At 62.1% G+C, this 24,322-nt stretch carries 24 protein-coding genes; 13 read left to right on the plus strand and 11 right to left on the minus strand.

Going from position 1 to position 24,322, the window contains the following annotated elements:
- Positions 1 to 3: 3 nt before the first annotated feature.
- The 4 genes from AC6H34_RS20415 to AC6H34_RS20430 all read left to right on the plus strand — a co-directional run bounded on the left by AC6H34_RS20415 (position 4) and on the right by AC6H34_RS20430 (position 4,159).
- The gene (locus AC6H34_RS20415) at positions 4 to 1,095 is read left to right on the plus strand and encodes an ABC transporter ATP-binding protein (RefSeq protein ID WP_448146792.1); all 1,092 of its coding nucleotides are present in this window, start codon (positions 4 to 6) and stop codon (positions 1,093 to 1,095) included.
- Positions 1,096 to 1,280: 185 nt separating this feature from the next.
- On the plus strand, positions 1,281 to 2,066 hold the full coding sequence (locus tag AC6H34_RS20420; RefSeq protein WP_448146793.1) for a ThuA domain-containing protein: 786 nt from the start codon (positions 1,281 to 1,283) through the stop codon (positions 2,064 to 2,066).
- A 19-nt stretch (positions 2,067 to 2,085) separates the two neighbouring features.
- The gene (locus AC6H34_RS20425) at positions 2,086 to 3,135 is read left to right on the plus strand and encodes a Gfo/Idh/MocA family protein (RefSeq protein WP_448146794.1); all 1,050 of its coding nucleotides are present in this window, start codon (positions 2,086 to 2,088) and stop codon (positions 3,133 to 3,135) included.
- Positions 3,136 to 3,337: 202 nt separating this feature from the next.
- Positions 3,338 to 4,159: an alpha/beta fold hydrolase gene (locus AC6H34_RS20430; RefSeq protein WP_497540040.1), complete on the plus strand. Its 822-nt coding sequence runs from the start codon at positions 3,338 to 3,340 to the stop codon at positions 4,157 to 4,159.
- Positions 4,160 to 4,182: 23 nt separating this feature from the next.
- On the opposite strand, the gene aac(6') is transcribed toward AC6H34_RS20430, so the two are convergent.
- From aac(6') to AC6H34_RS20455, 5 genes are read right to left on the minus strand one after another with little or no spacing between them, the layout of a single operon-like run.
- The gene (gene aac(6'), locus AC6H34_RS20435) at positions 4,183 to 4,629 is read right to left on the minus strand and encodes an aminoglycoside 6'-N-acetyltransferase (RefSeq protein ID WP_448146796.1); all 447 of its coding nucleotides are present in this window, start codon (positions 4,627 to 4,629) and stop codon (positions 4,183 to 4,185) included.
- A complete protein-coding gene (locus tag AC6H34_RS20440) occupies positions 4,619 to 5,425 on the minus strand; it encodes a 3-methyl-2-oxobutanoate hydroxymethyltransferase (RefSeq protein WP_497540041.1) in 807 nt (268 codons plus the stop codon). Before AC6H34_RS20440 ends, aac(6') begins: the two co-directional genes overlap by 11 nt.
- A gap of 19 nt (positions 5,426 to 5,444) precedes the next feature.
- A complete protein-coding gene (locus tag AC6H34_RS20445; protein WP_448146798.1) occupies positions 5,445 to 6,680 on the minus strand; it encodes an NAD(P)/FAD-dependent oxidoreductase in 1,236 nt (411 codons plus the stop codon).
- 5 nt (positions 6,681 to 6,685) lie between these two features.
- On the minus strand, positions 6,686 to 7,003 hold the full coding sequence (locus tag AC6H34_RS20450) for a MocE family 2Fe-2S type ferredoxin (RefSeq protein WP_448146799.1): 318 nt from the start codon (positions 7,001 to 7,003) through the stop codon (positions 6,686 to 6,688).
- Positions 7,004 to 7,034: 31 nt separating this feature from the next.
- The gene (locus tag AC6H34_RS20455; protein WP_497540042.1) at positions 7,035 to 8,150 is read right to left on the minus strand and encodes a fatty acid desaturase family protein; all 1,116 of its coding nucleotides are present in this window, start codon (positions 8,148 to 8,150) and stop codon (positions 7,035 to 7,037) included.
- Between the two features lie 151 nt (positions 8,151 to 8,301).
- Between AC6H34_RS20455 and AC6H34_RS20460 the strand changes: the two genes are divergently transcribed.
- From AC6H34_RS20460 to AC6H34_RS20485, 6 genes are all read left to right on the plus strand, one after another.
- Positions 8,302 to 9,330: a LacI family DNA-binding transcriptional regulator gene (locus AC6H34_RS20460; protein WP_497541248.1), complete on the plus strand. Its 1,029-nt coding sequence runs from the start codon at positions 8,302 to 8,304 to the stop codon at positions 9,328 to 9,330.
- 290 nt (positions 9,331 to 9,620) lie between these two features.
- Positions 9,621 to 10,451, plus strand: a complete 831-nt coding sequence (locus AC6H34_RS20465; protein ID WP_497540043.1) for a TIM barrel protein — start codon at positions 9,621 to 9,623, stop codon at positions 10,449 to 10,451.
- Between the two features lie 77 nt (positions 10,452 to 10,528).
- Positions 10,529 to 11,458 (plus strand): sugar ABC transporter substrate-binding protein, encoded by a 930-nt coding sequence (locus tag AC6H34_RS20470; RefSeq protein ID WP_448146802.1) that lies wholly within the window; start codon positions 10,529 to 10,531, stop codon positions 11,456 to 11,458.
- A 122-nt stretch (positions 11,459 to 11,580) separates the two neighbouring features.
- On the plus strand, positions 11,581 to 13,110 hold the full coding sequence (locus AC6H34_RS20475) for a sugar ABC transporter ATP-binding protein (protein WP_448146803.1): 1,530 nt from the start codon (positions 11,581 to 11,583) through the stop codon (positions 13,108 to 13,110).
- A 164-nt stretch (positions 13,111 to 13,274) separates the two neighbouring features.
- Positions 13,275 to 14,327, plus strand: a complete 1,053-nt coding sequence (locus AC6H34_RS20480; RefSeq protein ID WP_448146804.1) for an ABC transporter permease — start codon at positions 13,275 to 13,277, stop codon at positions 14,325 to 14,327.
- Between the two features lie 176 nt (positions 14,328 to 14,503).
- A complete protein-coding gene (locus AC6H34_RS20485) occupies positions 14,504 to 15,385 on the plus strand; it encodes a glycosyltransferase family 2 protein (protein ID WP_497540044.1) in 882 nt (293 codons plus the stop codon).
- Here the strand turns inward: AC6H34_RS20485 and AC6H34_RS20490 are convergent.
- The 3 genes from AC6H34_RS20490 to AC6H34_RS20500 form a co-directional block, all read right to left on the minus strand.
- Positions 15,354 to 16,049 carry a CatB-related O-acetyltransferase gene (locus AC6H34_RS20490; protein ID WP_448146806.1) on the minus strand — a complete coding sequence of 232 codons (696 nt, stop codon included), beginning with the start codon at positions 16,047 to 16,049 and terminating at the stop codon, positions 15,354 to 15,356. The genes AC6H34_RS20485 and AC6H34_RS20490 overlap by 32 nt on opposite strands.
- Before the next feature lie 114 nt (positions 16,050 to 16,163).
- Positions 16,164 to 16,934 (minus strand): class I SAM-dependent methyltransferase, encoded by a 771-nt coding sequence (locus AC6H34_RS20495; RefSeq protein ID WP_448146807.1) that lies wholly within the window; start codon positions 16,932 to 16,934, stop codon positions 16,164 to 16,166.
- A 36-nt stretch (positions 16,935 to 16,970) separates the two neighbouring features.
- Positions 16,971 to 18,119, minus strand: coding sequence for a DegT/DnrJ/EryC1/StrS family aminotransferase (locus AC6H34_RS20500; protein ID WP_497540045.1), 1,149 nt, complete (start codon positions 18,117 to 18,119; stop codon positions 16,971 to 16,973).
- A gap of 294 nt (positions 18,120 to 18,413) precedes the next feature.
- Here AC6H34_RS20500 and AC6H34_RS20505 point away from each other — a divergent pair, with 294 nt between their 5' ends.
- A complete protein-coding gene (locus tag AC6H34_RS20505; RefSeq protein WP_497540046.1) occupies positions 18,414 to 19,328 on the plus strand; it encodes a hypothetical protein in 915 nt (304 codons plus the stop codon).
- 45 nt (positions 19,329 to 19,373) lie between these two features.
- Here the strand turns inward: AC6H34_RS20505 and AC6H34_RS20510 are convergent, their stop codons facing one another.
- Both AC6H34_RS20510 and AC6H34_RS20515 read right to left on the minus strand, forming a co-directional pair.
- Complete coding sequence (locus tag AC6H34_RS20510) at positions 19,374 to 19,514, minus strand: hypothetical protein (protein ID WP_448146810.1); 141 nt, start codon at positions 19,512 to 19,514, stop codon at positions 19,374 to 19,376.
- 80 nt (positions 19,515 to 19,594) lie between these two features.
- Positions 19,595 to 20,188, minus strand: coding sequence for a CatB-related O-acetyltransferase (locus tag AC6H34_RS20515; RefSeq protein WP_448146811.1), 594 nt, complete (start codon positions 20,186 to 20,188; stop codon positions 19,595 to 19,597).
- A 216-nt stretch (positions 20,189 to 20,404) separates the two neighbouring features.
- Here AC6H34_RS20515 and AC6H34_RS20520 point away from each other — a divergent pair, with 216 nt between their 5' ends.
- Positions 20,405 to 21,502 (plus strand): sulfotransferase domain-containing protein, encoded by a 1,098-nt coding sequence (locus AC6H34_RS20520; RefSeq protein ID WP_497540047.1) that lies wholly within the window; start codon positions 20,405 to 20,407, stop codon positions 21,500 to 21,502.
- Positions 21,503 to 21,547: 45 nt separating this feature from the next.
- Here the strand turns inward: AC6H34_RS20520 and AC6H34_RS20525 are convergent, their stop codons facing one another.
- Positions 21,548 to 22,075 carry a DUF1697 domain-containing protein gene (locus AC6H34_RS20525; protein WP_497540048.1) on the minus strand — a complete coding sequence of 176 codons (528 nt, stop codon included), beginning with the start codon at positions 22,073 to 22,075 and terminating at the stop codon, positions 21,548 to 21,550.
- A 397-nt stretch (positions 22,076 to 22,472) separates the two neighbouring features.
- Between AC6H34_RS20525 and AC6H34_RS20530 the strand changes: the two genes are divergently transcribed.
- A complete protein-coding gene (locus AC6H34_RS20530) occupies positions 22,473 to 24,239 on the plus strand; it encodes an MFS transporter (protein ID WP_497540049.1) in 1,767 nt (588 codons plus the stop codon).
- The last annotated feature ends 83 nt before the right edge of the window (positions 24,240 to 24,322 follow it).

The following is a 24,322-nucleotide window of genomic DNA, read 5'->3' on the forward strand; positions in this document are numbered from 1 at the left end:
ATCATGGCGAATGTGACGCTCAAGAACATCCGCAAGTCGTTCGGCCGCATCGAGACAGTTCACGGCGTGAACCTGGAGATCGAGGACAAGGATTTCGTGGTTTTCGTGGGGCCCTCGGGCTGCGGCAAGTCCACCTTGCTGCGCCTGATCGCGGGGCTGGAGGACATCACCGCCGGCGACCTGATGATCGACGGCCAGAGGGTCAACGACAAGACGCCGAAGGACCGCGGCATCTCCATGGTGTTCCAGTCCTACGCGCTCTATCCGCATATGAACGTCTACCAGAACATGGCCTTCGGCCTCGAACTGGCCAAGGAGGACACCCAGACGATCGATCAGAAGGTGAGGGAAGCGGCCAAGATCCTCGAACTCACCCCCCTTCTGGAGCGGCTGCCGAAGCAGCTCTCCGGCGGCCAGCGCCAGCGCGTCGCCATCGGGCGCGCGATCGTGCGAAACCCCAAGGTGTTCCTGTTCGATGAGCCTCTCTCCAACCTCGACGCGGCCCTTCGCGTCCAGATGCGCATCTCCATTGCCAAGCTGCACAAGCAGATGGGCGCCACCATGGTCTACGTGACGCATGACCAGGTCGAAGCCATGACTTTGGCCGACAAGATCGTCGTGCTCAATGCCGGCAACGTCGAACAGGTCGGCGCTCCCCTGGAACTCTATCATCATCCCAGGAATCTGTTCGTGGCCGGCTTCATAGGCTCACCCCAGATGAACTTCATCGATACCGAGGTGATGCAGGCGGATGCGGGCGGCGTGAAGGTCGGGCTGCCCGGCGGCGGCAGTGTGGTGGCGAGGGTGGACGGTGCGGGCGTCAGGTCCGGCGACAAGGTCAAGCTCGGCATCCGGCCCGAACATCTGTCGGAAAGCGGCGGGGATTCCTCGTTCTCCGGTGAGATAGAAGTGGTGGAGGAACTGGGCGAGAGCCATTTTCTCTACGTGCGGACGGCCGACGGCAAGCTGATCACATTGCGCCATGCCGGCGACGCGCCTGTCGCAGATTCGGCCCGGACTTCGATCGGCGTGCCAGGCGAACTCTGCCACCTCTTCGCCGCGGATGGCGCTGCCCTCCGGCGCCTGCCGGCTTGAAGCCCCTGGACGCCTTGAATTGGCCATTCTATGGCCCTCTCGGAGCGATCCGTTAATCACATCCTCGGCGAATTCTGCGCCGAGGAATATTTCTGCCGAACCTGCTTTTCTTCGATCTGCCCCTTGTGGCAGGGTCCGCGCGCCAAAGCGCTTTGGCCATTCGCCTATTATGAAGGAAATTCGAGATGACGATCCGCGCCCTCGTCTGGAACGAGAACCGGCACGAGCAAACCAACGCCCTGGTGCGCAAGCTCTATCCCCATGGAATTCATGGCGAGATTGCTGCTGCGCTGAAGGAGGCTGGCGGCATTTCCGTCGAGACCGCGACCCTGGACGAGCCGGAACATGGTCTGACGGCGGACAGGCTCGCGGCCACCGACGTTCTCCTGTGGTGGGGGCATACCGCCCATGGCGAGGTGAAGGACGAGATCGTCAGGCGTGTCCAGGAGCGTGTCTGGGAAGGCATGGGTCTCATCGTGCTTCATTCCGGCCATTTCTCGAAGATCTTCAAGCAGTTGATGGGCACCCCCTGTGCCTTGTCCTGGCGCGAGGCCGGCGAGGTCGAACGCATCTGGGTGCTCAACAAGAACCATCCCATCGCCGAAGGCCTGCCCGAGCATTTCGAGATCGAGCATGAGGAGATGTATGGCGAGCCCTTCACGGTGCCTGAGCCGATGGAGACGCTGTTCATCTCCTGGTTCGAGGGAGGGGAGGTTTTCCGGTCCGGCCTGACCTACCAGCGCGGCGCCGGCAAGATCTTCTATTTCCGACCCGGTCATGAAGCCTATCCGACCTATCACAACGCCACCGTCCGCAAGATTCTCGGCAACGCCGTGAAATGGGCCCGCAACCCAGCCTCGGCGTGGAAGCGCGTCAACCAGGCGCCCAACACCCCGCACGACAAGGCGCCCGTACCTATCGAGGTCAAGGGACCGCGCCTGCATGCGGATGGCGAGGAAGGCTTCAGGTAAGGCTCCCAGGATCAATCCCATGCCCAAGATTCGTATCCTGGTGCTCGGCACCGGCAATATGGCCGCCACCCATGCCCGCCATTTCCAGGCGTCTCCCGACGCGGAAGTCGTCGCCGGCGTCGATATCGACGAGACCCGTGCCCGCGCCTTCAGCGAGGAGCACGGCATTCCTCATTCCTTCGGCGATCTCGACGAGGCACTCGCTTGGGGTGCCTTCGATGCGGTCGCCAATGTGACGCCGGACAGGTTTCACTACCCGACCACCATGAAGCTCATTCTCGCAGGCAAGCACGTCCTGTGCGAGAAACCGCTGGCCGAGACGTACCCTCAGGCCGACGAGATGGCGACAGCGGCGGAAGCCGCGGGGCTGACCGCCATGGTTAACCTGTCCTACCGCGACGTGCCGGCTCTGCAGACCGCGCACGCCATGATCGCACGGGGCGATATCGGCGATGTCCGCCATGTCGAGGCTTCCTACCGGCAGAGCTGGCTGGTGGGCAACCATTGGGGGGACTGGGCCACCGAGCCGCGCTGGCTCTGGCGCCTGTCCGAGGATCATGGCTCGAAAGGCGTGCTGGGCGATGTCGGCGTGCACATCCTCGACTTTGCAAGCTACGCCGTGAGCATGACGCCGGTGGCGCTTCAGGCCCAGCTCGCCACCTTCCACAAGGCTCCCGGCGACCGCATCGGCGACTATCCGCTCAACGCCAACGACAGTGCCGTCATGTCGGTGCGCTTCGAGAATGGCGCCCTGGGCGTGATCCACACAAGCCGCTTCATGACCGGCTATGCCAATACGCTCAAGCTCAGCGTATTCGGCACGAAGGGGGCCATCGAGATCAACCACGGCCCCTATACGAGCCTGCGCCTGTGTGCCGGAGACGACATCAACAACCAGGCCTGGCGGGACCTGCATGCCGATCCGGTGCGGACGAACTACCAGCGCTTCATCACGGCCATCCAGCTCGGGGAGGGGGTCGAGCCGAGCTTCCGCCACGCCGCCAATCTGCAGCGGGTGATCGATCGTTGCTACGATCCCGATACGAGCGCGGCTCCCGCGATCGCCTGACGAAGGCCTGCCTGCGGCCAGACAAGCGCCCGGCTTCGATGAAGCCGGGCGTCTTGCATTCAAGGTGGCGGGGTAGGTGCAACCGTCGTGCGAATACACAATCGATGGTGCATTCCTGGAAGCGCGAGCGAGGGCCAACCGCCTATTTTCTGCCTGACCCGGCCGGCGATGGGCTGGCCAGAACAGCGCAGGAGAAGGGGATATGCCCTACATCACGACGAAGGACGGGACGCAGATTTTCTACAAGGACTGGGGCACGGGGCAGCCGATCGTGTTCCACCACGGCTGGCCGCTGAGCGCCGACGACTGGGATTCCCAGATGCTGTATTTCCTCCACCAGGGATATCGGGTCATCGCCCACGATCGTCGCGGCCACGGCCGATCGAGCCAGACCTCGGGCGGGCACGACATGGATACCTATGCTGCGGATGTCGCCGAACTCGCCGCGGCACTCGACCTGAGGGATGCAGTGCATATCGGCCATTCGACGGGCGGCGGGGAAGTCGCCCGATATGTCGCCCGCTACGGCAAGGGGCGCGTGGCAAAGGCCGTGCTCGTCAGCTCGGTGCCGCCGATCATGCTCAAGACCGAGGAGAATCCCGGAGGCCTGCCGATCGGCGTGTTCGATGATCTTCGCAACCAGCTTGCCGCCAACCGAGCGCAATTCTACCGGGCGGTTCCGCTCCCCTTCTACGGCTTCAACCGTCCCGGCGCCAAGGTTCTGGACGGCGTGGTCGATAATTGGTGGCGCCAGGGCATGATGGGAGCTGCAAACGCCCACTACGAATGCATCAAGGTCTTCTCCGAGACGGACTTCAACGCGGATCTGCGGGCCATCGAGGTGCCGACGCTCGTACTGCACGGCGACGACGACCAGATCGTGCCCTACGCCGATGCCGGTGTTCTCTCGGCGAAGATCATCGCCGATGCTACTCTGAAGATCTATCCGGGCTATCCCCACGGAATGCTGACCATCCATGCGGATGTGATCAATCCGGACCTTCTTGCTTTTATCCGGGGTTGAATCCGGGAGAGCGTCCGTCACGGCTATCGCCGCAGCACCTGCCTGAAATAGACGACGCGCTCGGTTTCCTCGAAGCCGAGCGCGTTGTGCATTTGCTGGCTGAGCTCGTTGTCCAGAAGGACGTCGGAAGCGAGTTCGCTGCAGCCCTGCACAAGCGTCCAGCGCCTCACGGCTTCGACGAGGGCTCTCGCGACCCCGCAGCGGCGCCAGCCCGGCTCGACATAGATGCCCTCAAGGAAGCCGACCGGGCTGGTTTCGCAACCATTGACGTGGTCTCGTCTCAGGCTCGCTTCCGCGAAACCGGCGGAGGTGGAATCGACGCGGGCGAGGAAGGCGACGCAGGCCTGTGGCTGCGCGAGCATCCGCATGCATTCCTGCCGATGCCGCTCGAGGCCTTCGGACGGCCACAACGCCTCGCGCATCCGGGTCCAGTCGTCGAGGTCGGCTATTGACGAGCGCTCAATCCGCATCGGTCTCCAATGCCTTCAGGAAGCGATCGAGCTCGGATTTGTCGATGCCGACCACCTGGTTTGCGGCTGGGAAGACACCGCTTTCCACATCTGCAGCATACTCGGTGAAGGCGGCGACGCGTTCCTTCTGCAGACGTTCATATTCGGCGCGAAAGTTGCGATAGACCTTGGCGTGGCGCGGATAGTGGCCGCCATGGGCACCAAGGACATCGTCCGCGAAGAGATACTGAGCATGGCAACCGCCGCCGGCGCCCATGGAAATCATGAACAGGCCCGTGCGCGTGGCGACGGCACTGGCGATCTCCACGGGAACGACCTCGATCTCCGCCGCGAACGCACCTGCGTCCTCGAGCGCCTTTGTCTGCTGCCAGACCTGCCATGCCGATTCGAAGGTCTTTCCGACGGCCTTGAAGCCGCCTGTCCAGGTGCGATGTGAGGGAATGAGGCCGACATGGCTGACCACCGGGATGCCTTCCTCGCGCAGCGTTCGGATCGTGGCGAGGCTGGCCGCGCAGTAGACCGCATCCGAGCTCTGGAGCTTGGCCTGGAAGGCGGCCCGCAGATAGTCCTCCGCCGTGACGAAACGGCCATGCTCGAGGCCCGTTACGGCGAAGGCGGTCGGCGCCGCCTCCCGGAAGGCGGGATTCGCCATGAGGATGGGGGGAACGGACAGCATGCCGATCCCGGCCCGCTCGGCCGCTTCCGCCTCATCCAGGGTCTCTACCCTCAGCTTGGCGATCTGTTTCTTGCCGCGCATCGACAGAAGGTCGGCAACGGTCGGGCGGTAGCTTGGCATGTCGTGTCCTAGAGGGCTGTTAGGCGGCGAGAAGGGATTTGAGGCGGGTCGCGGGATCTGCGAGAGCGGCAATGTCCGGCCTTGCGCGTCGTGCGATGAGCATTTCGGCGAGGCGGATGTCCCGCGCGATCAGGTTGCCCGGCCCGATGCCGCTGGCCGCGACGAGGCGTCCCTCATCATCGAGGTGAAAGAGGATAAAGGAGCCGTCCGGCCCGTCGCGGCGCACGGCGCGGCGCCCTTCGTCGACGAGCCCGGCGACCTGCAGCGAGAGTTCATACTGGTCCGACCAGAACCAGGGGACGGCATCGAACGGGTCTTCACGCCCCAGCATCGTCCTGGCGGCATGCGTGCCCTGTTCCTGCGCGTTTCGCCAGGACTCGAGGCGAACGCGCCGTCCGCCATAGAGCGGCAGGGGAAAGGAGCAGCAGTCTCCGGCGGCGTGGATGGCTTCGTCGCTCGTCCGCAGGCGGTCGTCGACGGCGATGCCGTTGTCGATCGCAAGCCCGGCCGACTGCGCCAATGTTGTGCTGGGCACCGCGCCCACCCCGAGCACCACCAGGTCGGCTTCGATCCGCTTGCCGCCCGCCAGGCGAACGACGGGACCGCTACCCTCGTCTTCGATCGCGGCGATGCCGTCGCCGCAGAGAATGGCCACTCCGGCAGCCAGGTGGCGCTCCTGCACCACTTCTGCGATCTCCGGCGGTACTCCCCGGCTCAGGAGGCGGGGCAGGGCCTCCAGGATCGTGACGTCGGAACCCCGCTGCCTGGCGCTTGCGGCGAGTTCGAGACCGATGAAGCCGCCGCCGATGACGGCAATGCGTGCATCCGGACGAAAGCGCTCGCGCAGATGAAGGGCATCCTCGAAGCGGCGCAGCGTCACGCAGGCGGGATGGTCGGCCCCGGGAATGGGAAGCCTGCGCGGGGTGGCGCCCGTCGCGAGCAGCAGCTTGTCGTAGGCGATGGTGCTGCCGTCGTTGAGGCCGACATGGCGCAGCCGTCGGTCGATCGTGGTGACGATGCGGTCTGCGATGTGGGTGATCCCTTCGCCCGCGAAGCGCTCCTCGCCGACGATGTAGCGCGGTGTCGGATGTGCCTCCCCGATGAGAGCCGCCTTGGAGAGCGGAGGACGTTCATAAGGGGCGTGAGGCTCCTCGCCGACCAAAGTAACCGGCCCGCTCCAGCCGTGTTCGCGCAGGGCGAACGCCGCCCGGGCACCGGCCTCGCCGGCTCCCACGATCACCATCCCGGGATGCATGGCCGTCAGCCCAGCTGGATCTGGATTTTGCCACCGTCAACCCGGACCGGATAGGTCTTGAGGTTGATGCAGACCGGTGCTCCCTTGGCCTCTCCCGTCCTGTAGTTGAAGCGACCGTTGTGCTTGGGGCATTCGATGATGTCGTCCATCACCAGCCCGTCGGCCAGATGGATCTGCTCATGCGTGCACAGGCCATCGGTTGCGAAATACTCGTCGTCCGGGCTGCGGTAGAGAGCATAGGTACGTCCGCCGTGATCGAACCGCATCACATCTTCCTGGTCGATGTCGTCGGCGTCGCACGCGTCGATCCAAGTCGTGCTCATGATATCCTCCCAAAGATCTCGTGTTGTTGTTTCAAGGGTGCTGGCCGGCGAAGCGGGTCCGCGGGTCGTCGGGCGCCACCACCTCGCCGTGCAGGTCGGGGCGATAGGGACGGGCGCTCGCGGGCAGGCTGCGGCGAACGAAATACTCCGGATCGCTCATCTGGCGCAGCAGCGCGGGAATGATCTCCCGATAGGCCTCGATGGTGCTGGCGTAGGGCTTTGGCGTGTCGGCGAGCATCGCCTGATGGAGTTCCGGCAGCGCGTGATAGGGCACCATCGGAAACATGTGATGCTCCACATGATAGTTCATGTTCCAATACACGAAGCGGAAGAACGGATTCATGTAGACGGTGCGCGAGTTCAGCCGATGGTCGAGGACGTTTTCGGCGAGGCCCGCATGCTGGGTCAGGCCGAAATAGAGCATCAGCCAGCCGCCATACATCGTCGGCAGCACGCCTATGAACATCACGGGCAACCAGGAGTGCAGGACGAGCGCGGCGGCTATGGCAGCGGCGTGGACGGCGAGCCAGATGCGGGCGGTCACGAACACCTTCGGCCATTCCATTTCGGGCACGAAGGTCTTCTCCTCCTCGCTGAGGCGGCCGGTTGCATGCAGGAGCACGCTCTTGATCGCCGCCCAGGTCGAGGCGATTGCGAAGATATTCGAGATGAGGCGCAGCATTGCGGGCGGACGCATGGCGGCGATCTCGGGATCCCGACCGACGATGATCGTGTCGGTATGATGGCGCGTGTGGCTCCAGCGCCAGATCGTGGGCTCGCGCATGATCATGAAGCAGGCGACCTGATAGACGGCGTCGTTCATCCAGCGGGTGCGGAAGGCGGTGCCGTGGCCGCACTCGTGCCAGCGCGAGTCGGAGGCCGTGCCATACAGGATCCCGTAGAGCACGAAGAAGGGCACGCACCATAGTGTCCCCCAGAGGAGACTGCCGCCGAGGGCACAGGCCGCGAGGCCTCCGATCCAGATGGCGGTATCGCGGATGGCCGGTCCATCCTCGCGTTGCATCAGTTCCTTCAGGCGCTTGCGGGGAATGTCGCAGCGATACCATTCGGCAGCGGCAAGCCCGCTTTCGACCGCGGCCTTGGCATCACGCCCGATCAGACTGTAGTCGCGCTGGGTCGGCGTCATCGAGAACTCCCTTGCCGGGCTCCGCTGTCGCCGTGGAGCTCCGTTTCTGGAAGGGAATGCTAAGACGCAGTTTCGAACTGCTCAAGAAGACGTTGACAGTTTCTATCAAAAGACATCAAATCAAATGTCATTTTGATGTGAAAATATCAGGATCATGCCCCGACCCACTATCCAGGACGTGGCACGCGAGGCGGGGGTCAGCCCCGCGACCGTCGATCGCGTGCTCAACGCCCGGCTTCCGGTCCGTGCCGAGACCGCCAAGCGAGTGGCCGAGGCCGCCAATGCGCTCGGCTATTACGCGGCGGGGCTCATCGCGCAGCGGCTCGACCGCGATACGCCGCTCCTGCGCCTGGGCTTCCTGTTGCTGAGGGGCGATTCCCGTTTCTATCGCCATCTTGCGCAATTCATTTCCGAAGCCGCCGCATCGGCCCGTGACTATCGTATCTCCGCAACGATCGAGCACTTGGCAGATACTTCCCCCGCCAACGTCGCGGACCGAATGCGCAGGATGGGCGAGCGATGCCAAGCCCTCGCGGTGGTCTCGGTCGATCACCCCGTGATCGCCATGGCTGTATCGGAGTTGAAGGAGCGCGGCGTACCGGTCTTCGCGCTTCTTTCAGACTTTGCTCCCGAACTGCGGGCCGGCTATGTCGGCGTCGACAACCGCAAGGCCGGGCGAACGGCGGGATGGCTGATCGCCCATACGGCGCGCGAGCCCGGCAAGGTCGGCATATTGGTCGGCAGCCACCGCTTTCTCGGACACGAGATGCGCGAGATCGGGCTGCGCAGCTATTTCCGTGAACATGCCCCGGACTTCGAAGTGCTCGACAGCCGCATCAATCTGGAGGAACCCAGCATCGCCCATGAGGCGACGCTCGACCTGTTACGGCGCTATCCGGACCTCGTCGGGCTCTATGTCGCCGGGGGAGGCATGGAGGGGGTGATCGCAGCCTTGCGGGAGGAGGGGAGAAGCGGACTCGTGGCCATCTGCCCTGAACTCACTGCCGACTCGCACCTTGCGCTGACAGAGGAGATCATCTCCTACGTAATCGGGACGCCCGTGTCGCAATTGCCGGCTGAACTCATCCGGGTGATGGCGCTCGCCTGCCTGCCCGGTGGGGCGGATCCACCCAGCCAGACCTTCCTGCCCTTCAATCTCTACCTTCCCGAAAATATCTGAGAAGTCAGTAACTTGTGTTTCGTTCGGGATGCCAGGAAAGGCAGTGCCCGGGCGAGGAACGGGTGTTTCCCATCGAGATTTCTGCCTGGTCCGCCCGGCCTGCGCGCACGCACGCGTGATAAAAGTGCTCTTGACAGCGCTCTCCAAAAAATGGAATAATAATTCCAATTCGTAATAAAAAAGGTTCAATCATTCTATTTTTGATCGATTGAAACCGGAAGTGCAGGGCGCGATGGTTTCGCAGCGCCCGGGTTGGGAAGCGTAGCGCCACGGGCGCAAGGGAGAGGCGTATGGCACGGGGAGCGGAGCTCTTCGCACTTAATCACATGGCGGCGCCGAAGCTGCATCTGCCGGAGTTGTTCGCTCTTGCGCAGGCGCTGGGTATTACACGTGTCGAGATCCGCAATGACCTTGCCGCCAATGCGATCCTCGACGGTACGCCGGCCGTGGAGGTGGGAGCGGCCGCCGAAGGAGCCGGTATCGAGATCGTCTCCATCAATGCCTTGCAGCGTTTCAACGACTGGTCGCCGACGCGTGAACGCGAGGCGGTGGAACTTGCGGACTACGCCGCCGGAGCCGGTGCGCGGGCACTCGTGCTGGTGCCGCGCAACGATGGCGAAGGACGCGGCGACGGCGAGAGGTTGCCCAATCTGACCGTTGCCCTGAAGGCCCTGCGGCCCATCCTGGAGCAGCGGGGGCTTATCGGCCTTGTGGAGCCGCTCGGCTTCGAAATCTGTTCCCTGCGCCTCAAGTCGGAAGCCGTGACTGGTATCGACGCGGTGGGCGGCGGCTCGGTATTCAAGCTGGTGCATGACACCTTCCACCATCATCTTGCGGGCGAGGAGACCCTGTTCGCGGATCGGACCGGCCTTGTCCATATCTCCGGGGTTGACGATCCCGCCATTGCCGTGGGCGACATGCGCGACAGCCATCGCGTCCTGGTCGATGGCGGCGACCGGCTCGGAAATCTCGGCCAGATCAGGGCCTTGCGTGGTGCCGGCTATGCCGGCCCCCTTTCCTTCGAACCCTTTGCCGAAAGCGTGCAGAGGCTGGACGCCGCACACATCCGCGAAAGCCTTGCCGCAAGTATGGCATTAGTGACCGCTGGTGTAGTGTCCTGACATTCAAGCGAATTCCCCGCTGAACGGGGATTATCCGGAAAATGACGGGTGCATCCGGACATCCAGGAGGAACGACGATGAAACGGACCCTACTTGCTCTTGCCGCATCCGCCCTGCTGTGCGGCACGGCCTATGCCGAGAATATCGGCGTCAGCATGGCCAAGTTCGACGACAACTTCCTCACCGTGCTGCGCAACTCCATGACCGACTACGCAAAGGGCCAGTCGGGCGTGAACCTGCAGATCGAGGACGGCCAGAACGACGTCAACAAGCAGCTCAGCCAGATCCAGAACTTCATCGCCCAGAAGGTGGACGCTATCATCGTCAACCCGGTCGATACCGACGCCACGCCCCAGATGACGAAGCTGGCGAGCGATGCCGGCATCCCGCTGGTCTACGTCAACCGCATGCCCTCCGAGGAGAAGCTGCCGGAGAAGGTGGCGTTCGTCGGCTCGAACGAAGTGGATTCCGGCACGCTCGAGATGAAGGAAGTCTGTCGCCTCCTGAACGGCAAGGGCGACATCGTGGTGATCATGGGCGAATTGTCCAACCAGGCGGCACGCCAGCGCACTCAGGACGTCGAGGACGTGATCGGCAAGGAACCCTGCACCGGCATCAAGATCCTGCAGAAGCAGACCGCCAACTGGGACCGCACCCAGGCGATCGACCTGATGACCAACTGGCTGACCTCGGGCCTGAAGCCCGCGGCTGTCGTCTCCAACAATGACGAAATGGCCATCGGTGCCATCCAGGCCCTCAAGCAGGCCGGCCTTGCGGGCGGCAAGACCATCGTCGGCGGCGTCGACGCCACCCAGGATGGCCTTGGCGCCATGAAGGACGGTGACCTGCAGGTCACGGTGTTCCAGAACGCCGCCGGCCAGGGCAAGGGCGCCGTCGATACGGCCCTGAAACTCGCCAAGGGCGAAAAGATCGCCGATCCGATGGTCTGGGTACCCTTCGAACTGGTGACCCCGGCCAACATCGACAACTATCTCAAGAAGAACTGAGCGGATTGCCCGAGACCCCTTCGGCCTCGTGCCGGAGGGGATCACGATATTGACGACCCCGTAGCGATGCTCGGATGTGAATCCGATGCCACGGGGAGCGTTCCGGCACAGGGAGAACAAGGATGGCTGTTGCGCAATCGGCGGCGCCGAGCCGAGGTGCCTCGGGGTCCGGGTACCTCATCGAGGTGGAAGGCGTCCGCAAGGGTTTTCCCGGCGTGCTCGCCCTCGACAACGTCTCCTTCAAGCTTCGGCCCGGCACAGTGCACGCCCTGATGGGCGAGAACGGTGCCGGCAAGTCCACCCTGATGAAGATCATCGCAGGTGTGTACCAGCCCGACGGCGGCGTGATGAAGCTGCGCGGGCAGGAGGTGCATTTCGCCGGACCGCTCGACGCGCTTGAGCACGGCGTGGCGATGATCCATCAGGAGCTCAACCTGATGCAATTCATGACGGTGGCCGAGAACGTCTGGATCCGGCGCGAGCCTTTGACCCGCTTCGGCTTCGTCGACCATCGCGAGCTCAACCGCCGCACCGCCAAGCTCTTCGAGCAGCTCAAGATCAACATCGATCCGACGGTGCAGGTGGGCAGCCTCAGCGTCGCCAACCGCCAGATGGTCGAGATCGCCAAGGCGGTGTCCTACGATTCCGATGTGCTGATCATGGACGAGCCGACGTCGGCGCTGACCGAGACGGAAGTCGCGCATCTGTTCGAGATCATCCACGACCTCAAGGCGCAGGGGAAGGGCATCGTCTACATCACGCACAAGATGAACGAGCTCTTCGAGATCGCCGACGAAGTCTCGATCTTCCGGGACGGCAAGTATATCGGCACCGATCTGGCCACCAACCTGACGCGTGACGAGATCATCCGGCGGATGGTGGGGCGTGAGATCACCCAGATGTTTCCCAAGGAAACCGTGCCGATCGGCGACGTCGTTCTCTCGGTTCGCAATCTCACGCTCGCGGGTGTCTTCCACGATATTTCCTTCGACCTCAGGGCGGGGGAGATCCTCGGCTTCGCCGGACTGGTCGGCGCAGGACGCAGCAATGTCGCCGAGACCTTGTTCGGCGTGACGCCGGCCTCCAGCGGAACGATCGAGATCAAGGGCAAGCCGGTATCGATCACCTCCCCCTCGATCGCCATGAGGCAAGGCATGGCCTTTCTCACCGAGGACCGGAAGGACACGGGCTGCTTCCTCATCCTCGATATCCTCGAAAACATGCAGATGGCGGTGCTGACGCAGCGCTATGTCAAGGCTGGCTTCGTCTCGTCGGGCGAGGTGCTGCCCGCCTGCTCGCAGATGAGCGCGGCCCTGCGCGTCAAGACCCCGAACCTGCACGAGCGCATCGAGAATCTCTCGGGCGGAAACCAGCAGAAAGTCCTGATCGGCCGATGGCTGCTGACCAAGCCGCGCATCCTCATTCTCGATGAGCCGACACGCGGCATCGACGTCGGCGCGAAGGCCGAGATTCACCGCCTCATCAGCAAGCTCGCGGGTGAGGGGGTGGCGGTGATCATGATTTCCTCGGAACTGCCCGAGGTGCTGGGCATGAGCGACCGCATCCTCGTGATGCACGCCGGCCATGCCACCGGCATCCTCGACAGGGCCGAGGCCGATCAGGTGCGCATCATGGAACTGGCCGCCCGCTAGGGCAAATTTCGTTCGAGCGGGCCGACCGCCTTGCTCAACCCTTTGTTTCGGCGCGTCATTGCAGTGTCCGGCGATGCGATCGGATCGCATCACGCCCTGGGAATTGGAAAGAACCCCGACAGCGCACTGCACAGAGCGCCCAACGAGAAGAACTGGAGGATCCAATGTCTGCGAACGAGGCTGCCGGCAAGTCGCCGCAGATTTCCAGCGTCAAGCCGCACAAGCGCCTGCCGCAGGAACTGAGCATCCTGGTCGTGCTCGCCGCCATCATTGCGGTATTCGAACTCATCGGCTGGCCGCTCAAGGGCCAGAGCTTCTTCTTCAACTCAGGCCGCCTCAGCATCATCTTCCTGCAGGTCTCTGTGATCGGGATCATCGCCGTCGGCGTGGCCCAGACCATCATCACCAGCGGCGTCGACCTTTCCTCGGGCTCGGTCGTGGGGGCGACGGCGATGGTTGCGGCCTCGCTGGCGCAGGTCAGCACCGCACGCTCGGTGGTCTATCCGCACCTCACGGACCTGCCCTTCATCGTGCCGGTTCTGGCCGGCCTCGCGGTGGGCCTCCTCGCGGGTGCGATCAACGGGGCGCTGATCGCTTATGCCAATGTGCCGCCCTTCATCGCCACGCTCGGCATGATGGTCTCGGCACGCGGCTTCGCCACCTGGTACACGAATGGCCAGCCCGTTAGCACATTCACGCCGTCTTTCCGCGTCATCGGTTCACCGGTCGAGCTGTTCGGCTTCTCGGTGGACGTGCCCACGGTGATCTTCCTGGTGGTGGCGCTGATCTTCCACATTGCCATGTGCTACACGCGCTACGGGAAGTTTACCTACGCAATCGGCTCGAACATGCAGGCGGCGCGCGTCTCCGGCATCGACGTCAGGTGGCATCTGGTGAAGGTCTATGGCATCGCCGGCCTGCTCTCCGGCCTTGCGGGCGTGGTGCAGATCGCCCGTGCCGGCTCCGGCCAGGCGGGCGCAGGCCTCGGCTACGAACTCCAGGCCATCGCCGCCGTGGTGATCGGGGGAACCTCGCTGTCGGGCGGCGTGGGGCGTATTACCTCCACCGTGATCGGCCTGCTGATCCTCAGCGTCGTGCAATCCGGCTTCACCTTCGTGGGCGTCCAGGCCGCCCCCCAGCAGATCGTGCTCGGTGCCATCATCGTCACGGCCGTGGTGATCGACCAGTACCGCAGGAACAAGCGGCGGAAGGTGTAGGCCTTCAGCGAACACGGCTGAACTCGGCGCGGCCCATTCCCGGTGAATGGGCCGCTTTTTTTGTTGGTTGCCCTGCTAGGAATGCGCTGCCGCAATAGGTAAGGAAGGCGTATGACGGGATCGGCTGCGCCATGCTGCTAAGGTGGCCGCGCCTTACCCATTCAGGCGGAGAAACCATGGCTGAGGTGACTGTTGGAGTGCCCGTCTACAATGGCGCGGATCTTATCGCCGAGAGCCTGGACTGCCTCGTCAACCAGACGTTCCGCGACGTCGAGATTCTCGTCTTCGACAATGCCTCGACGGACGGGACTCAGCAGATCATCGAGGGGTTCGCCGCCCGGGATCCGCGCATCCGTTATGTGAGGCGCCCGGAGAATGTCGGGGCGATCAAGAACTTCATCGATCCCCTCGACCAGGCGACCTCTCCCTACTTCATGTGGCGGGCCCACGACGATCTCTGCTCGTTGGACTATATCGAGAAGCTGGTGGCCGGCCTGAAGCGGACGCCGGGGTCGAAACTCGCGACCGGCACCATCGAGCATGTGCGGCGGGCTGGCCGCAAGACGGAGATTCTGGTGCCCCGGCTGCCGGCGCGGACACTGCCGGCCATCGAGATCGTGCAACTCATGTTCCGCTCCCACGCTGGTTGGTACTATGGCCTGTGGGACACCGAGACCCTGCGCACGCTGGTCCACCGCGTGTGGACCGAGTTTCCCTACGCATGGGCTTCCGATCACCTGACGCTCTACCCGCTTCTGCTCGACCGAGCCGTCGTGGCGGTGCCTGAGACGCGCTTCATCCAGCGCGTGGTCGTCAAGGAGTATACCCCCAAGAAGGGCGAGAAGCCTTCGGTGGCCCATGTTAAGGAACTGCGCGCCATCTTCAGCCAGTCCTGCCGGGATTTTCTCGCCGAGCGCGATTTCGGGCCGGTGACGCGCTTTATCCTGGATGCCGCCATATGGCCCTACACGGGCAAGCGGGTCTACAAGGCGCGGCGCGTGTGGAAGCGCGAACTGGCTGCCTATTTCAAGCGGCCGGCCCCTGGGCCCCAAGGTTGAAGCGGGCGGGATCCAGGAAAGTCTCGGCCTGCGCCTTCAGTTTGTCGTCGGGCCAGGTCCACCATTGGCTAGCCAACAGACGTTCGATGGTCTGCGGGTCGAAGCGGTAGCGGATCAGTTTCGCCGGGACGCCGCCCACCACGGCGTAGGGAGGCACGTCCTTCGTGACCACGGCACCCGCCGCGACGACGGCTCCATGGCCGATGGTAATGCCGGTGAGCAGGGTCACGTTGAGGCCGATCCAGACATCATGTCCGATGCGGATCGGGCGATCGGGCGTCAGGACGTCATCGCGGGTGCGGGGGACTATGCCCCATTTGTCGAGATAGAAGGCGGGGTTTGTCGAGACGAGGTCGATGGGGTGGTTTCCCATCGATACCTTGATATTCGGTGCCAGAGAGCAGAATGCGCCGATTTCAGCGACCATGGTATTCTTGTAGCAGAGCTGCCTGTGACCGTACGTATACTTGCCGACCGGAATGCCGAAGCGGCGCGCGATGGTCGCCCGCATCAGGTCATCGCGGGCGCCGTACTTGTTCCGCGACAGTTTCGCGATCATCCTGAGAAAACTCCTCGGCCCGTGGAGCCGGGAGAGCCAGCGATCGACCGCCGAGCGCAGGATAATGTTGTCCTCCGCATAGGCCAGCGGGTGGACTGCCGGCATCGGTTCCGGGCCGTCTCCGTCAGGGCGCACTGTGCGTCATCCTTCCTTCGTGGAGGCAGGAAGCCACGTCTGCGCCATACCGGCGGCTCTCGCCCGGATCGATTGCCAAGGCGCTCACTTCTTGCGTAGGCACAGCATGCGGACGGGGCCATACTCCCCGGAGAACGGCAATTGGGCCGCCAACTCGTGATGCTTGTCGAAATAGTCGGGAGCAGTGCCCTGCGAGGCGCAGATCGACGAATAGATGACGCGGCTCACCATGTAATAGGTGCTGCTGATATTCGTGCTTTCCTCGATGCTGAAATACTTGGAAAGATACTCTTCCGTCTGGTTCTGGATGAAGAACAGGTTATGGTCGCGGATCGCAATTTCCGGAAGATTGAAACGGGTACGCAGCGCATTGAAGTTGCTCTGCCCTTCCACGAAATTCTCGATCATGACATAGATGCCGTCCTGTCGCAGGGAAGACAGGATGTTGTCTATCGCCTGCCGCTGCAGATCCCAACCCGGCAGGTTTATGAGGCAGCGCGTGGTGTAAGCCATATCCATGCCTGTGACGGGAAATGGCTTGGTCGCATCGTGCTGGAAGAGTTCAATGTTCGTCAGGCCGAGGCCCTCGACCGTCGCCCGTGAGTTCGTCACCATGGACTGCGCATAGTCGAAGGCCGAGAAATGCTTGTCCTTGAACTCGGAAGCCAGGCGCGACGTCGTCCGCGCATCACCGCAGCCGACGTCGAGGATGGTGGAAACGGCATATTTGCGGACTGCATCGGCAAGCACCCTTGCCTCGATTTCCCTCAGGAAGACGTCCTGGGTGGTGGATTGGGCCGTATGATCGAGCGATGCCCTGTCATCCCAATACTTCCTGATCGACTCGAAATCCATTTTCGTGGCCTTGTTCTGATTTGATGGGGGAGGGGATTACCGTTCGGGCGGCGCTGCCACAATTTCGCGCAGGGCATCGCAGACGATCTGAACCTTGTCCTCCGTCATGTTGTATCCCGACGGTACGTTGATGGCGTGCCGCGATAATATCCGTCCCTTGTCGGTCGGGGTGAGGTATCGCTTGGCCTCGGTGCGGGATTCGAAGGCGGGGAGTTCCGACAAGGGCGAGAAGAAGGGCCGGGTGTCGATGTTGCGGCGATCGAAGGCGGCCATGAGGTCGAACTTGTCATAGCCGAGCGCCGGGTCGAGCACGGTGGTCACCATCCAATAGGAATTCACCACGCCCTCGGGCTCGACGTTGAGGGTAACGCCGTTCAAGCCGCGCAGCCGTTCCTCATACCAGCGGAAGATCTGCCTCTTATAGGCAATCAATTCGTCGATGCGCTCCATCTGGGCGACGCCCAGGGCGGCAGTGACGGCATTCATGCGGTACTTGAAGGCAACCTCGTGATTGAGGAAGAAGCGATCGCCGGGGTTCCGGCCGTGATCGCGCAGGAACAGCACGCGCTTGGCTAGGTCCGCGTCGTCGGTGACGAACATGCCGCCTTCACCCGTCGCGACCGTCTTGGAACCATGGAAACTGAAAGCGGCGGCGCGCCCGAACGCGCCGGCACGCCGGCCGTGATAGCTCGAGCCGAGGGCTTCCGCCGCGTCCTCGATGAGGTGAAGCCCATGCTTATCCGCGATGGCCTGGAGGGCGTTCCAGTCACACATCGAGCCATAGAGGTCGACGCCCAGGATAGCCTTTGTCTTCGGCCCGATGGCGGCCTCGACGGCGGCCGGATCGATGCACCAGGTGTCGGGCCGGATATCGACGAGGACAGGCTCGGCGCCGACATAGACGATCGGCGCGACGGAGGCGATCCATGTCACATCCGGCACGATGACCTCGTCTCCCGGACCGATGCCGAGGGCGGTGAAGATCAGGTGCAGCGCGGCCGTCGCATGCGGCACGCTGACGGCATGCCGCACGCCGACATAGTCCGCCATCATCTTTTCGAAGCGGGCATTGTAGGCATAGTGGTTCGAATACCATGCCGTGCGGGCGGCTTCGGCGGCAAGCTCCGGCTCGCGATCGGTGATGGAGGGGCCGGCGACAGGGATACGTTCAGGCGCGATAATCACGATGACTCAAATGCCTTCAATGGGATCGCCTCTCATATCGCGACTGTCCAGCGGGCGCTAGAGCAGGATCCATACAGTGCAGCGAACGACTGCCATCGATTTCAGCTAGAATGGAGCAAAGATTTGGGCCTTCCTGGCCGCTTCGTCGACTTCTTCACTATTTTCTCCGGGCTCGGCAGCAGCATGATGGCCCGCAGGCGCGTCATTCTTGTAGTCCAACGCATTTTCGTCTATCGCGCTGATCATGGGGGAACAAGAGAACGAGTGGCCCGATGTCGGCCGTGCTGAGGCAAGATGGGCAGACTAGCTGTTGTATACCTCTCACGCGCCGTGAACGATCCACGGTTCTCCTGGGCATTTTTCCGTAGCCTGGCAAGCTTTCCTGCCGGTGTGGATTTTGATTTGGTGCTTGCCTCGAAAGGATATGGCAGGGACGAAATCGACCCGTCCTTTCCTGCCTGGCGCTCTCGGATCGCCTGCAGCAAAGTCGAGGTGGCGCGATATGACGATTCCCTGTCGGCGACCCTCGTCTGTTTCGATCTTGCAAAGAACATCGCTGCGGACCACGTAATTTTCTTCACGTCCTGGAGCCGCATTTTGGCGGCAAACTGGCTGAAATACTATGCAGACGCTTTCGAGAAAGTGCCTGATTGCGGCATCGTCGGGGCGACCGGCGGGTATGAACGGCTGAACGACGACACTCCCTTTCCGAACATCAGTGTTCGAACCAACGCTTTCATGGTGCCTACGAGATTGTTTGCCTCGCTCGACGCCGGGAATCTATCCGCACCCAATGGCGGCCACCTGTTCGAGGCAGGTCCGAACGGCATGACCAAGCAGATCATGGCTCACGGGCTGGTGCCGATCGTCGTCGATCGTTTCGGCCGGTCTTGGCGACATGAAGAGTGGTGGAAGAGCCAGACATTCAGAATGGGCCAGCAGGAGGGACTGCTGGTGGCCGACAACCGGACGTATCATTTCGATATCGCGAGCATCCGCAAGCGTCGCAGGTTGTCGCAGCGTTGTTGGGGGTCGGCGGAAGCGATTGCGAGGCGCCCCATGCTGAGGAAAGCCGTCGACTGGTATACGTGGAACTATCCTCGCGGCTTGCACGATCTGGGCGGCGATCTTGCCACCGGGGCGATGGATACCTGGCGGCGATTCTCCGGTCAGGACGCGAAACATCCAGCCCGTGTCTTTCCTTCCTGAGCCCCTCGAAAGCTCCGATTGCGGCTGTGTCGGTGCCGCGGTCCATCATTGAGCGCGCGGCCATTGTGCTGTCTTTGCTTGAGCGGAAGCATTGACCGCCAAGGCGCCGGACGAAAGCGTCAGCACTCCCGCAAGTGCCAGCAGGGCCAGAGCGAACAGGCTTTCCGCAATATCGGTGCGCGTCATCGGTCTCATCCGTTCTTCGGTACGGATGATTTAGCGGAGCGTGGCGAAAACCACCGTGACGCCGGCCGATCAAGCCGGTATCAATCCGTCCTTGCGGGCCAATGCCGATCTACGAACGCATCGATCGGCCCCAACAGCCACTCAGCCTCGGACTTGATCTTCTCGTCGGTCCATTCCCACCACCGGATGGCTTGCAGCTTCTCGATCGTCTCGGGATCAAATCGATATCGTATGACCTTGGCAGGGTTTCCAACGATGACGGCATAGGGGGCCACGTCCTTTGCTATGACGGCGCCGGCGCCGATGATGGCGCCATCCCCGATCGTCACGCCCGGCAAGATCATGGCCCTGCGACCGATCCATACGTCGTTGCCTATAGAAATGCCGACGGGGCGTCCGAATGCCGTCGCCGGCACGGCCTGTCCGAGCATGATGTTCGAAATTGGAAACGTCGTTGCGGCGTACATCAGGTGGTGGCCCGCGCACATCAGCGCCACTCCTTCGGCGATCGAGCAGAAACTGCCGACCTTCAGCGGCGCGTCGGCGCTGGGCAGCAATACGTTGTGCTCCTTGACGCCATAGCTATGGCGGCCGACCGAGACGAAACTTGAAAAGTCGTCAGCGAACTTCTTCGCGAGGCGCTTCCGGCGAAAATAACTAGAAATAATCGACATTTAATCGCTCCGCCAACCTAGCCTGCGGAAGCCACGATATCCGAAGGTATCTGTCTTTCAATGGTGCTTTCGATCCATTTGCGAGCCATGCGCACGATCCAGCTTATTTCATTTCAATTTGCTTGGGTCGCTCAGAGAGCATGTCGTACGTGGTTTGTCTTCATGAAATCTGGCTTCGCATGCCATTTCTAGAAATCCGATGGGCACTGAGGTACTGTGTACGCAGTTCCATTTCTGCCAGAGAGGTCAGTCGAATTGCCAAGGCATATTCTCGTAGCCTGCATGCCGAAATCGGCGTCAACATTTATGTCCAATGCCATCGCCGAGATTACCGGATTTCGAAAGGTCGTTTTGGTCCCTGATTTTGGCGGACGCGAGCAGGAGTTTTGCGAGATTCGACTATCTGAGTACGATAATTTGGATTACGTTGCGCAACAGCATATTCGAAATAGTAAATATACTTCCTCTCTGTGCGCGTCACATAATATCATACCGATTGTTCTGGTCAGAAGCCTCTTCGATGTCGTTGTCAGTTTACGAGACCATTCCCGAAATGAGAGTCTTGTTGGCGTTCCCAGCGTTTATTTGGACAATACGCATGACGGATTGGACGATGGAACTCTAGAAAACATCATTTCGAGACTCGCAATACCTTGGTATATCGGATTTTATCTCAGTTGGCGAAAAGAGCGTGATATAAAGCTCGTTCAGTACGAGGATTTTATTGCCGATCCTGCCGATGCACTCCGCGGTATCTTGAAATTTTCCGGCATTTCCATGAGCCGTGAGGAGATCGAGGCCGGTATTGCTCGTCTCAAGGAAAAAAACTCGAGCCGTCTCAACGTGGGCATAAAGGGGCGTGGCGCGCAGCTTGCTCCTGAAACCGTCAAAACTATTCTGGAGTTGCTTGATCTTTATCCGGAGATTGCAGGCGATCCCTATGTTGCGCGCATGAAGGCCCAGGGCGCCGAGATCCTGGCGTCTTCCGACTCGCCCTTGGATCCGGCGCTGGCGCAGCGCTATGTTCCCGCTGCAGCGCCGGCCACGCCGATCCTTGAAAAGTCCCCGGAATGGCTGAAACAGACGATCCGCGAAATCAAGCGCCTGGGCGGCAATCCGCGACGGCTCATCGGCGCCGGCCTCATTGTCCTGGGCCTGCTGCATTTCTTCCTGCTCAGGGATGTCATTCCTGATACGACGCTTCTCGGCAGGGTCGATGATGTCCTCGTTCCGGTCGTGCTCGCCTATATCGCGGGCCGCTACATGACACGCAGGAGCAAGATCGTCCGCGTGAGGTCCGACAAGGGCGCATAGCCGGGCGCGCATCCCTTCGGAAGCCGGACGGGTGGGGAGTTTTTCTCATTCCGCCAGTTTCATCACCGTGTTCCAGTTGCGTCCGGTCACCTTGGTGCCGAGATGGTGCTCGATCAGCTTGGCCGTGAGCTTGGATGTTCCGATGCCATCGGGATAGACGACATAGAGGCAGCGTTCGCCGGCGGCCATATATTCGCGGCCTTTGACAGCTGCGCGCAAGGCATCCACGTCCGCCTCTGCTATCGCGTCCCTGGTAAGCAGAACGAGGAGGTGGGAGGGATCTTCCTTCGCCTCGGTCGCGAAGGGATTGGCGGCGACGAGCACCTGCCATTGTGCGGCGGTGCGCACCAGGAAGGTGGTCCTCACGCCGAACTGTGCCTCGACAGCGTGCTCCCAACTCCGTTCGAGCGCCTCCGTATCGGCCTCGTCGGTATCGAAGATGAGATTGCCACTCTGGAGCAGCGTCTTCACGCCGACATAACCGAGCCTTTCGCCAAGGCCGCGCAACTCGGCCATCTTGATCGTGCTGTTGCCGCCGACGTTGACGGCGCGGAGCAGGGCAACATGGTGCATGCGGCTATCCGGCAAGTGGGAATCGCGGGGACAATAGCGCAATCGCCGGCAAGCCGGGATGCCAGTCTCTTCCGGAATGCCAAGGCGGCGTGAACGGCGGGACGGCAGCAAGTAAGGCGGACAGCGATTGCTTTTGGGTAGTATAAACCAGATCCTGATTTGACGCTGCCAAGCATCTGTGAAAGCAATAGATTGTGGGAGCGCAGCCTGTTCCGGACGAGTCGCCGGCCCGCTCCGCTATTATTTCGGCCCTGGAGGACGGTGCGGGAAGCCTATGCTTCCCCGGAAGATCCTTCGGCATGAAAATCAAGAGGGCCGGTCAACGGCCTGTGGGGAAACTTACAAATTTCCGGCGGTTCGGGTCGAACCGGACTTTGCCGGCTGGGAGAGAACGCCAATGGCATACAGCACGGCAACCGCCAGTTCTGCAGCGCCGATATCGAGGGAGGACCGGAAGGTCATTTTCGCTTCCTCGCTCGGCACCGCATTCGAGTGGTACGACTTCTATCTCTACGGTTCGCTGTCGACGATCATCGCAGCGCAGTTCTTTTCGGGCCTGAACGAAACGACTTCGTTTCTGGCCGCATTGCTTGCCTTCGCAGCCGGATTCATTGTTCGCCCTCTCGGCGCGCTCGTCTTCGGGCGCATCGGCGATCTCGTCGGCCGCAAATATACCTTCCTCGTCACCATCACGCTGATGGGTGCCTCGACCTTCCTGGTCGGCGTGCTGCCATCCTATGGCTCGATCGGCATCACCGCGCCGCTCGCCTTGATCGCCTTGCGGATCATCCAGGGCCTGGCGCTCGGCGGCGAATATGGCGGGGCGGCGACCTATGTGGCCGAGCATGCCCCGCACGGAAAGCGCGGGCTCTACACGGGTTGGATCCAGACGACCGCGACGGGCGGCCTGTTCCTCTCGCTGCTGGTGATTCTGGCCGTTCGCCTGTCGGTCGGCGAAGTGGCCTTCGCGGCGTGGGGTTGGCGCATCCCGTTCCTGGTCTCGGTCGTGCTGCTCGGTATTTCGGTGTGGATCCGCATGCAGCTTTCGGAAAGCCCATCCTTCGTCAAGATGAAGGAAGAAGGCTCCCACTCCAAGGCGCCCATCACGGAAGCCTTCGGCCGCTGGCGTAATCTCAAGATCGCGCTGATCGCGCTGTTCGGCCTCGTCGCCGGCGAGGCCGTGATCTGGTATTCGGGCCAGTTCTACGCGCTTCTCTATCTCACCAAGACGCTGCGCGTGGATGCTACGACGGCAAATGTCCTGATCGCCATCGCGCTCCTCATCGGCACGCCGTTCTACGTGATTTTCGGCTGGCTTTCGGACAAGATCGGCCGCAAATGGATCATGCTGGTGGGCTTCCTGCTGGCGGCGGTATTCTATATGCCGATCTTTAAGGCCATCACCCACTACGCCAATCCGGCGCTGGAAGCAGCCTTGGCATCCTCGCAGGTCACCGTCGTCGCCGATCCCGCCGACTGCTCGGTGCAATTCGACCCGGTCGGCAAGGCCAAGTTCACGTCCACCTGCGACGTCGCCAAGAACTTTCTTACCAGTGGTTCGGTCTCCTATACCAACGAGGTGGCTGCGCCCGGAACCGCCGCGAGCGTCAAGATCGGCGATACCGTCATTCCCTCCATCTCCACCGCAGGGCTGGATGCGGCTGCGGCGAAAGCCAAGACGGCAGAGTTCACCACCGCGCTCTACAAGGCCTTGAAGGCGCACAACTATCCGGTGAGCGAGAAGCAGGTGCCGGTGAAGGATGCCGGCGGCAACATCGTCAAGAACTCGGATGGTACCGATCAGACGGCGACCACCTACGCGATGGCGCCGGCTGACGGTGCGGCCATGAACAAGCCCATGCTCGTGGTCATCCTCACCGCCCTGGTCATCCTGGTGACACTGGTCTACGGCCCTCTGGCGGCGGCCCTGGTGGAACTCTTCCCCACACGGATCCGCTATACCGGCATGTCCTTGCCCTACCATATCGGCAATGGCTGGTTCGGCGGCCTGGTGCCCTTCATCATCTTCGCGATGGTGGCCGCGAGCGGCGATTTCTACTTCGGTCTCTGGTACCCGATCGTGGTGGCGGCGCTTACCTTTGTCGTCGGGCTCATCTTCGTTCCGGAAACGAAGGATCGCGATCTGGACAACATTCCGTCCTGACGGGTCCCCAATCACGAGTTACGGCGCGGCACGGGAGGTGCCGCGCCGTTTCCATTTCCGGTGAACAGATCCGAAACACCCCG

This window comes from Labrys sp. ALF-8 (assembly GCF_059699065.1).